A 9,044-nucleotide genomic window follows, 5' to 3' on the forward strand; every position below is an offset into this window, starting at 1 on the left:
TTGTACTATGAGATCGGCTATGCAGCTGGCCAAGGACTCCTTCAGAACGGCGACCATGGACAATAAGCTGCATGCGGCAGGGGAGAGGGCAGGCCGGCCGCAACGTCACATCATCCGACGCCGGGCAGGGCTGCCTGCGAAGCGTTTCTTTACCCACTTTGCGGGCATTTCCGAAGTCCCGGCGGAGGATTTGGAACTGTTGTCCGAAAGGCTCCGGCACGCACTCGACCTGGACCCGTCGTCGCCCATTCCATCGCTGCAGGCCCTGGTGGGCCGGGAGATCAGGAAACGGCGGGACGCCGCCAGGGACTAGCCACCCTCGGCAGGGGCCGGGCCGGATGTGGTGCACTGGAAGAGAGGCAGCCCACACCGGTGGCAGCCACCAAGGAGGAATCGGGATGAGCGAACAGTCACGGCCAACGGCGCCGGACGATGGCCACGGAACCGCGGACGCCGAAGGAAGAAGTGCCGAAAAACGGGGTGCGGACGTGCCCGCCGCCGAGCAGACCGGCCGCACCCGGGCCGCCTACCTTGATCCGCGCGGATCCGAGGCCACCAGGGAACTGCGGGATACCGCCCGGCGCCGCAGGGACGCTGAAGAGAAACTCCAGCAGCACCTGATGGAAGCCAAGGACCACGTTCCCAACGAGTTCCACGAGCACCACAAGGCCGCGCACCCGGGGGAGCGCCGGCCGCAACCGGGCGGGCACGAAGGCGAAACCCGTCACGACGGTGAAGCCCAGGCGGAGGGCCCTGGCGGTCACAAGTCCTGAAGGTACAGGAACCACGTCCTGAAAGTGCGCCTGGCAGCCGGCCGGCGGTAGCTGGCTGCCAGGTGGCTTTCGGCGCAGGCTTGGCCTAAGCGCAGGGTTGTTGGTGCGTGCAGAGTTGGGAACGGGTGCTGCTACGCCACTCCGTGGGCGGCGCCTTCTGCGCCTACGCCCCGGCGGCTACTTTCTTCAACGGCCATCTCATACCAGACTTCGGCGCCCAGTTCGGGCTCGGGAGTATCAAGGTTCTGGTAGAGGGCATCCAGGAGTTCGGCAAGTTCCCCGGCGCTAAGGGTGGGCAGCACTTCCTCGGGACCGCGGGGATCGGTGAGGTACTGGGAAAGTTTCGAGCCGTTCATCGCTGGGGAACCGGTGCCCGGCGGGAACGTGCGGATACCTGCATGGGTCGCTCCATCTCGGAAGAAAGAATCCAGGCTGTCTGCGTAACCCTTCTTGAGTCTATTGCACCTGCCGGGCGCCCCACAATGGTGTGGCAGCCCCTAATGGCGCGGGCAGTTTGAGGGGGAAAGCGTGCAGGTGTCAGTACTCCGGCATTATGCCCGGGGACCCAGGAGCCCGGCGCCGAGTGCCGTGGCGGCCGGGACGGGCACATGCGGAGGCAGGGGACGCGCCGGCCGGACGGCCCGGATGGAGTCCTCCACCAGGGCCAGCGGCCGCCGCCACGCGTCCGAACCTGGTTCCATGGTGTCCACCACGCCGATCAGCATGGCCAGCAGCCTGAACATGTCCGTCATTGAAATGTCCGTCCGCAGGCTACCCTGCCCCTGGCCGCGGACCAGCAGCACGCTGATCGAATCCATCAGCGAACCCGTAATCCCGGTGAGCAGTTCGCGGCGTCCCGCGACGGCGCACAGCAGGTTGGCGTCCTCACTTGCGGCCGCCATCAGCGCCTCGAGCACGCGCAGCAGGCCGGCGGCGGCGTCGATGTCCGCCAGCGCGCCGTCCATGACGGGGTCCACGGTAAGCCGCAGCTGCCGGTTCAGGGCAGCGAGGACCAGTTCTTCCTTGTCCGCGAAGTTCCGGAAGAGGGTGGCGGGACCAACACCGGCGGTGGCGGCAATGGTCTGAAGCGGCACTTCGGGGCCGAATTCCCGGAAACACTGGCGCGCCGCCGTGATGATCTTGTCCACGTTCCGCGCTGCGTCTGCACGGAGGGGCTTGCGGGCGACTGCGAGGCTCATGCCCAAAAGGGTAGCAACGGAGCCTGCGGCGTTCACCGTTACTGGAGGGTAGCGGCTTATGTGACGGCGGCAGCCGGAGGCGCTGCCCTGCAGCGGCCAACGGCACCATGGCACACTTGGGGGCATGTTGCTTGCATTCTCTGTCGCTCCTTCAGGCGTTCCTTCCGGCGGTTCACGCCCCAACGATGCCTCCGTGCACGACGCCGTGGCCGCCGCGGTGAAGATCGTCCGCGAGTCCGGGCTTCCCAACCAGACGGATTCGATGTTTACCACCATCGAGGGGGAGTGGGACGAAGTGTTCGACGTCGTCAAACGCGCCACCGAGGCCGTGGGACAGTTTGGCAGCCGCGTTTCCCTGGTGATCAAGGCAGACATCAGGCCCGGCTACACCGGTGAACTGACGGCGAAGGTGGACCGCCTGGAAGGTGCGCTGTCGCAGGATTCCTGAGCCGGAACGAGCGGCCAAAAAGCATCTGGACCGGCAGGACGCCCCGTGCCAAACTGTGCCCATGTTCGAGCACAAACCCCGGCCGGAATGGATAGCCGCTGAAGAGTTCCTGTCCACAACCGTGGTTCATCCGGACCCGGCCTTGCAGCGCGCCGTTGCGTCCGCCGCGGAGGCCGGGATGCCCGCCATCGAGGTGGCGCCCAATGCCGGAAAACTGCTCAAACTCCTGGTCCAGCTTTCAGGGGCCCGCCGGATCCTGGAAATCGGGACGCTTGCCGGCTACAGCACCATCTGGATGGGGCGGGGCCTGCCCCCCGACGGCACGATCGTCACGTGTGAGTACCTGCCCCAGCACGCAGAGGTGGCCTGGGCCAACATCGATGCCGCAGGACTGGGCCAAAAGGTGGAGATCCGGCTGGGACCGGCGCTCGATACCCTCGCCGCGCTCGCGGAGGACGAGCGCAAACCCTTCGACTTCATCTTCATCGATGCGGACAAGCAAAACGACAGCCGCTACCTTGAGTGGGCGGTCCGGCTGGGCAGGCCCGGTGCCGCGGTGGTCCTGGACAACGCGGTCTGGGAAGGGGCCGTCCTGGATCCCGGCATGGACCCGGTCAACGCTTCGGGAATCATCGATGCCCTCAAACTGCTGGGCGAGCACCCAAGACTGGACGCCACCGTCATACAGACGGTGGGCTCCAAGGGCTGGGACGGGTTTGCCCTGGCACGCATAATCTGAACTGTCCTGCACCCTGCGCGCTGGATGGCTGGACGCGATAGGTAAGTATGCTTAGGGCCAGAGGCCGTGCAGGCCTGGAGCAGCAATGGAGGACATCATGAAGGCATCACCCACTCTTGCCAGCAATCTCCAAATGGTCCTGACGGACCTGATCGAACTGCACCTGCAGGGGAAACAGGCACACTGGAACCTCGTTGGCACCAACTTCCGCGACCTGCACCTCCAACTCGACGAAATTGTCGCAGCCGCCCGCCTTTTCGCGGACCAGGCAGCTGAACGGATGCGCGCCCTGCATGCCCTTCCGGATGGCCGCAGCAGCGCCGTGGCGGACGGCACGCGCCTGGAAGAGTTCCCCGAAGGGTTGGTTTCCACCAAAGACACCGTCAAGCTGATCACCAAACGCTTGGAACGCACCGTGCAGACCATGCGGGACGTCCACGACGAGGTGGACGACGAAGACCCCACCAGCGCGGACCTCCTCCACGCCATTATTGAGCGGCTGGAACAACTGGCCTGGATGGTGAACGCCGAGACCATGGCGCCCACCGCGGCCGTTACCGAGCCGGCCGGGAAGTAGTGGCGGCGCCCGCGTTCCCCGTCAACAGCCCGGGGCTCACGGCAGCACAGGGCACCGGGACCGCCGCCCCCGTGCTCATGGCGTCCACGCCGGAGGAGTTCGCCCAGTGGCTGCCGCTCCTGGGCCGGGTTGGTCCGCTAGCGGGCAACGCTCCCGCACTGCTGGACCTTGCCTCCGAGGCAGGCGGCAGCTGGCCGCTCCCGGGTGGCGGGCGCACGTCGGTCCTGTGGGAGCTCCTGGCGTCCGTGGCTGCAGCCGACGTCGCAGCGGCCCGCATCTTTGAGCCCCACCTTGACGCCCTGGCCATCCTGCAGCAGGCGGGGGAAACGGCTGGCTCAGGAACGGCTCGCGGGGGCAGCTGGGGCGTGTTCGCAGCGGAAGGGCCCGGCATGAGGCTGGAAGCCAGGGTTGCCGGGACCGGAGTTTTCCTCAGTGGTTCCAAGCCCTGGTGTTCGCTGGCGCGGCAGCTGGACAATGCGGTCGTCACGGCGCATACGGACGACGGCGGCCGGGCGGCTTTCGCCGTCAGCCTCCGCCATGGCGGCGTGGACAGCGAGGAGCCCACGTGGGTTGCGCGCGGACTGCGGGAAATACCCAGCGGTACCGTCCATTTCGACCAGGTTCCGGCAGCGCCCGTCGGCGCAACCGGCTGGTACCATAGCCGGCCCGGTTTCGCATGGGGCGGCATGGGGGTCGCCGCCTGCTGGCTGGGAGGTGCAGTGGGAGTGGCCCGGGACTTCCGGCACGGGCTGCAGGCCGGCGCGGACGCGGGACGCCAACCGGACCAACTGGCGCTCGCCGCGCTGGGTGAGGCGGACAGGATCATCACCGCGGCCCTGCAGTACCTGGCCCGGACGGCCTTGCGCCTCGATGACGGCACCTTGGCCGCCGGGGCAGGCCAAAGTACCTGGAGCGAAGCCCAGCGCGTGCGGGGAACTGTTGCGGCCGCCGTCGAACGCGTCCTCCACCTGGTGGGCACCACCCGGGGGCCGGGACCGCTGGCCTTCGACGAGCCTTACGCCAAGAGGATGGCGGACCTGGCACTTTACGTGCGCCAGCACCACGGCCCGCGGGACGATGCGCAACTGGGCAACCTGGTCCTGGCGGGAGACTGCCAATGGTGACCTTCTCGCATGCGGACCAGGGAACGGCCGAGGCGGTGTGGGACGGGAGCGGCCTGCAAACGCTGCCGGAGCTGCCGCTCGGGCCTGCCGAACTTGGTGCCATGGGTTTCGTGGTCCTGGCTGCCCACCCGGATGATGAAACCCTCGGCGCCGGAGGGCTCCTTGCCTCCCTGCCCGCGCTCGGAGCCACAGTGGAAGTCCTGTTGTGCACCGCGGGTGAGGGCTCTCATCCCGAATCGCCCACCACCACTGCCGAACGCCTCGCCGAGATCCGCCTCGCCGAATTCGGGACGGGCCTTTCCGCCTTGGGCATGAAAGAGAACTGGCGGTTCCTCGGCCTGCCGGACCGCGGACTGACGGGTCACGCCGAGGTGATCACCCGCGCCGTGCGGGAGGCTGCCCAGCGACTCTCCCGGGATGGCCGGCATATTGTGCTCGTGGCGCCCTACCGGGCAGACGGCCATGCCGATCATGATGCCCTGGGAGCGGCGGCAGCATCGGTGGCAGTGCAGGACGGGCACGGGCTGCTGGAATACCCGGTCTGGTACTGGCACTGGGCAACGCCGGGCAGGGCCGACTGGCAGGAATGGGTCCGCTTCCACCTCAGCCGGCAGGCCCGCGAGGCGAAGGGCAACGCCCTGCTTGCACACGCTTCCCAGACCCTGCCGCTCTCGCCCGCCGTCGGCGATGAAGCGCTCCTGCACGCGGACTTCCTGGCGCACTTTGCGCGCACATTCGAGGTCTTCGCCTGGACTCCGCCACAGGACACAAGTGGGGCGCCGCACCGCAGCGGCGACGCCGAGCGGATCTTTGACGCCGTCCATGCCGCCGAGGACCCCTGGAACTACACAACCAGCTGGTATGAGCGGCGCAAGCGCACCCTCACCCTGGCCGCACTGCCGGCGGAGTCCTATGAACGCGGCCTGGAAATTGGGTGCTCGATCGGCACCCTCACCGCTGAACTGGCGTCCCGGTGCCGGTCATTGCTTGCTGTGGATGCGAGCAGCGCTGCGGTCCGGCAGGCCAAGCAGCGGCTTGCGGGATACACCGGCGTCAATGTCCAACAGCGGGTGGTGCCGGACTCCTGGCCGCAAGGCATGTTCGAACTGCTGGTGGTGTCCGAGGTGGGTTATTACCTCGCGCCGGAGGAGCTTGAAGTGCTCTGGGACCGCGTCGAAGGATCACTTGAACCAGGCGGGACCCTGGTCCTGTGCCATTGGCGGCATCCGATCGACGGCTGGGAGCTTGACGGCGACGCCGTGCACGCCCTGGCCCGGAAGCGGCTGGGCTGGCGGAGCGCTGCACTGTACCAGGAGCGGGACTTCGTCCTGGAAATCCTCATCGCGACGACAACCGCCAGGGGCCTTGATGCAGCACCGTGACGCCGGCAGCGAGCCTGGCCTGGCGGCTCCCGCTTCCGGCCAGCGATGCGGGAAGGGTACGTGCATCGAGGACGTGGCAGTGGTGATTCCGGTACACAACGAGGAGCAGCACCTCGGAGGGGCCCTGGCGGGCGTCCGGACTGCAGCCGACGGGATGGCGGCCCGGCACCCGGGCGTCAGTGTTCGCATCATGGTGGTGCTGGACTGCTGCACTGATGGTTCCCTGCGGATTGCCACGGACTTTGCCGCGTCCGATGCCCGTTTTAACGCCATGACTGTCGGCTTCCGGAATGTGGGGATGAGCCGGCGTGCGGGCGCAGCAGGCCTTGGACTGACTGCCGGCGTTCCGGCGGCGCGGGTCTGGCTGGCCACCACCGACGCCGACTCGCTGGTGCCCCGGAACTGGCTGGTACGGCAGGTGGACCTGGCAGCCGCCGGCGCCGACGTCGTCCTCGGCTCGGTGGAACCCGACGGCGATGGCATGCACCACGCCCTCATGGCCCGCTGGCACGCCCGGCATGTCCTGGCCGAGAACCACTCCCATGTGTACGGGGCCAACCTGGGCGTGCGGGCCTCGTCCTACCTGGGGGTTGGCGGGTTCCCAGGCATTGCTTCCGGTGAGGACCGGGTTCTCCTGGACAGGCTCCGCGGCAGCGGAGCCAGGATTGTTGCCACGGACAGCGTCCGCGTCCTGACATCAGGGCGGACAGTGGGGAGGGCGCCACGGGGATTTGCTGCTTATCTCCTGGCATTGGCCCGGCAATAGGCCGGCTTGCGCCGGCACAAAAAATGCGCGGGCACGAAAAAAGGGTGCCGCCGGCCGTGAAGAATCCACAGCGCCGGCAGCACCCCCAGCTTAAGACTTCGGTGGGACTGTGCCCGTTACACCAGGTCCGGAGCGCTGGCCACGATGTAGTCGGCTGCGGCAGGTCCGGTCATGGACAGGTTGTTGCTGTCAGGATCGATTCCCTTCTCCTGCAATGCCTCCCAAAGGGCAGCAGGAGCCTGGAGCTCGGCCTTGTGCAGAAGGCACCAACTTGTGTAGAGGCCATAGAGCTCATCGCGTCCGAGGCCCAGTCCGGGCTCTTTGTCCGGGACAACTGCTTCGGCAAGAAATTGTTCAAAATGGGTAGCAGGCATGTCCGCTCATTAAGGGTCGACCGTGATGCCGCCGTATCTGCTTCAGCGGCCCTGCGGGTCCCAGGAAGGGGCCCGGCAAGGTATGGAAGAAATTATGACAGGACGGCCCACCTTGTCCAACTCGCTGTCGGAGCCGCTGCCCGGCCGGGCCGCCTGGCCGCTGCGGAATACTCCAGGTTGAGGGGGCCGACGGCGACTGGGGGGACTGGCCTCGGTCTCAGAAGAGGCCATCTCACCGCCGGCCCCGCATCGCCCCGGGCTCCCCCAGCCCGGGAAACCCTGGCAGGACCTCCATCTCAATTTTCCTCCAAGTTGGAAGTCCTGCCTAGTACCTGTCCCCAAGCCTTCCACTGCCGGCCCAGGCCCAACTAGGCGTGGCCGCCATGCCGGCCGCCGTCGTCGGACCCTGCATCGCCGGCGCGGTGCTGCACCTTGTCACGCACCCGGTCCCGGTGGCTTTCCGTGGGAGCGTCTTCCGGCTGCTGCTGCCCGTCCTGTCCGCCGTTCTCCGAAGCGTACTTCTCCCGAAGTTCACGTCCGTGCTTAATGTCGTCCTCAATCTGCTGCTGCATCTTTTCGCTCTTCTTGGTATCCCGCGGAGGCAGCTGGATGGTCTCTTCCGCCTCAATGCCGGCCTGGAGCTCACGCCCACGTTCCACCTCGGCATCGAATTCGGCACCGAACAGCAGCGACATGTTCAGGATCCAGAGCCACAGCAGCATCACGATCACGCCACCCAAGGTGCCGTAGGTCTTGTTGTAGTTGCCGAAGTTGCCCACGTAGAAACCAAAAGCAAGCGACGCTACCAGGAAAACCACCAGGGCGATGGCCGAGCCCATGCTCATCCAGCGGAACTTCGGCTGCTTGACGTTGGGGGTGGCGTAATAGAGAACCGCAATGATGGCAATGATGAGGATGACCATCACCGGCCACTTGGCGATGTTCCAGACGGCCAGGAAGGCGCTGCTAAGACCGATCAGCCCGCCCACGGCCTCGGAGATGGGTCCGCTGAGGACCAGCATGCCCGCGAGGAGCGCCACGATCACCACGGCGAGAAGCGTTACGGCCAGCATGGTGCCACGCAGCTTGATAAACGGCCGGCCTTCGTCAACCTCATAGACGCGGTTCATGGCACGACCAAAAGCTCCCACATACCCTGAGGCCGACCACAGGGCGGCTACGAGGCCGATGACCAGCGTAAATCCTGCCGCCGGGGCATTCGCAAGATCTTCCACCACCCCGCCAACCGTGCTGACAGTCTCGCCGGGCACAAAGCCTTTGATGATCTGCAGGAGCGCATCGGTGGTCTTTTGTGGATCCCCGAAGAGCCCGACCAGCGACACGAGGGCCAGGATGGCTGGGAACAGCGACAACACCGCGTAGTAGGTCAGGGCTGCGGCAAGGTCCGGGCACTGGTCCTTATTGAACTCGCGCAGGGTCCTCTTGGTGATGTATTTCCAGTTTGGCTTGACCAACTCCCGGGGGCTGCCAGGCTTCCTGTCGTCATTTGGATCCGGCGCCTGGCCCGCCTTCGCGGTGCTGGTCTCGGATGAGTCGTGAGTGGCCATGGGGTGTCCTCTCCATCAAGTGGCTGAAGCGGACAGGCCGGCCCCGCGGATGGCGGTGCCGGCCTGTCGAACAATTCTGTTGCTTGCGGTGCCG

12 protein-coding genes are annotated in these 9,044 nt (G+C 66.6%); 8 read left to right on the forward strand and 4 right to left on the reverse strand.

Features of this window, described 5'->3' with window-relative positions; all coding sequences use genetic code 11:
* Window positions 1-55: 55 nt before the first annotated feature.
* Together AC3IMC_RS20105 and AC3IMC_RS20110 are read left to right on the forward strand one after the other, a co-directional pair.
* The gene (locus tag AC3IMC_RS20105) at window positions 56-313 is read left to right on the forward strand and encodes a hypothetical protein (RefSeq protein ID WP_490920670.1); all 258 of its coding nucleotides are present in this window, start codon (window positions 56-58) and stop codon (window positions 311-313) included.
* Window positions 314-398: 85 nt separating this feature from the next.
* Window positions 399-773 carry a hypothetical protein gene (locus AC3IMC_RS20110; RefSeq protein ID WP_490920671.1) on the forward strand — a complete coding sequence of 125 codons (375 nt, stop codon included), beginning with the start codon at window positions 399-401 and terminating at the stop codon, window positions 771-773.
* Between the two features lie 131 nt (window positions 774-904).
* Here AC3IMC_RS20110 and AC3IMC_RS20115 read toward each other — a convergent pair whose 3' ends face one another.
* Both AC3IMC_RS20115 and AC3IMC_RS20120 read right to left on the reverse strand, forming a co-directional pair.
* Window positions 905-1,129, reverse strand: a complete 225-nt coding sequence (locus AC3IMC_RS20115) for a hypothetical protein (protein ID WP_490920672.1) — start codon at window positions 1,127-1,129, stop codon at window positions 905-907.
* A gap of 195 nt (window positions 1,130-1,324) precedes the next feature.
* Window positions 1,325-1,972: a TetR/AcrR family transcriptional regulator gene (locus AC3IMC_RS20120; protein ID WP_490920673.1), complete on the reverse strand. Its 648-nt coding sequence runs from the start codon at window positions 1,970-1,972 to the stop codon at window positions 1,325-1,327.
* Window positions 1,973-2,096: 124 nt separating this feature from the next.
* Here AC3IMC_RS20120 and AC3IMC_RS20125 point away from each other — a divergent pair, with 124 nt between their 5' ends.
* The 6 genes from AC3IMC_RS20125 to AC3IMC_RS20150 all read left to right on the forward strand — a co-directional run bounded on the left by AC3IMC_RS20125 (window position 2,097) and on the right by AC3IMC_RS20150 (window position 7,008).
* Window positions 2,097-2,420: a thiamine-binding protein gene (locus AC3IMC_RS20125; RefSeq protein ID WP_490920674.1), complete on the forward strand. Its 324-nt coding sequence runs from the start codon at window positions 2,097-2,099 to the stop codon at window positions 2,418-2,420.
* A gap of 61 nt (window positions 2,421-2,481) precedes the next feature.
* Complete coding sequence (locus AC3IMC_RS20130) at window positions 2,482-3,159, forward strand: O-methyltransferase (RefSeq protein ID WP_490920675.1); 678 nt, start codon at window positions 2,482-2,484, stop codon at window positions 3,157-3,159.
* A gap of 97 nt (window positions 3,160-3,256) precedes the next feature.
* Window positions 3,257-3,736, forward strand: a complete 480-nt coding sequence (locus AC3IMC_RS20135; protein ID WP_490920676.1) for a Dps family protein — start codon at window positions 3,257-3,259, stop codon at window positions 3,734-3,736.
* 77 nt (window positions 3,737-3,813) lie between these two features.
* Window positions 3,814-4,860, forward strand: coding sequence for a hypothetical protein (locus tag AC3IMC_RS20140; RefSeq protein WP_490920683.1), 1,047 nt, complete (start codon window positions 3,814-3,816; stop codon window positions 4,858-4,860).
* Window positions 4,854-6,242 (forward strand): bifunctional PIG-L family deacetylase/class I SAM-dependent methyltransferase, encoded by a 1,389-nt coding sequence (locus AC3IMC_RS20145; protein ID WP_490920677.1) that lies wholly within the window; start codon window positions 4,854-4,856, stop codon window positions 6,240-6,242. The genes AC3IMC_RS20140 and AC3IMC_RS20145 overlap by 7 nt, the downstream gene beginning before the upstream one ends.
* Window positions 6,229-7,008 carry a glycosyltransferase family 2 protein gene (locus tag AC3IMC_RS20150; RefSeq protein ID WP_490920678.1) on the forward strand — a complete coding sequence of 260 codons (780 nt, stop codon included), beginning with the start codon at window positions 6,229-6,231 and terminating at the stop codon, window positions 7,006-7,008. The genes AC3IMC_RS20145 and AC3IMC_RS20150 overlap by 14 nt, the downstream gene beginning before the upstream one ends.
* 116 nt (window positions 7,009-7,124) lie before the next feature.
* Here AC3IMC_RS20150 and AC3IMC_RS20155 read toward each other — a convergent pair whose 3' ends face one another.
* Together AC3IMC_RS20155 and AC3IMC_RS20160 are read right to left on the reverse strand one after the other, a co-directional pair.
* Entirely contained in the window at window positions 7,125-7,382 is a 258-nt protein-coding gene (locus tag AC3IMC_RS20155; protein WP_490920679.1) for a hypothetical protein, read from the reverse strand.
* Between the two features lie 368 nt (window positions 7,383-7,750).
* Window positions 7,751-8,950 (reverse strand): YihY/virulence factor BrkB family protein, encoded by a 1,200-nt coding sequence (locus AC3IMC_RS20160; protein WP_490920680.1) that lies wholly within the window; start codon window positions 8,948-8,950, stop codon window positions 7,751-7,753.
* Between the last annotated feature and the right edge of the window lie 94 nt (window positions 8,951-9,044).

This window comes from Arthrobacter sp. E70 (genome assembly GCF_058266945.1).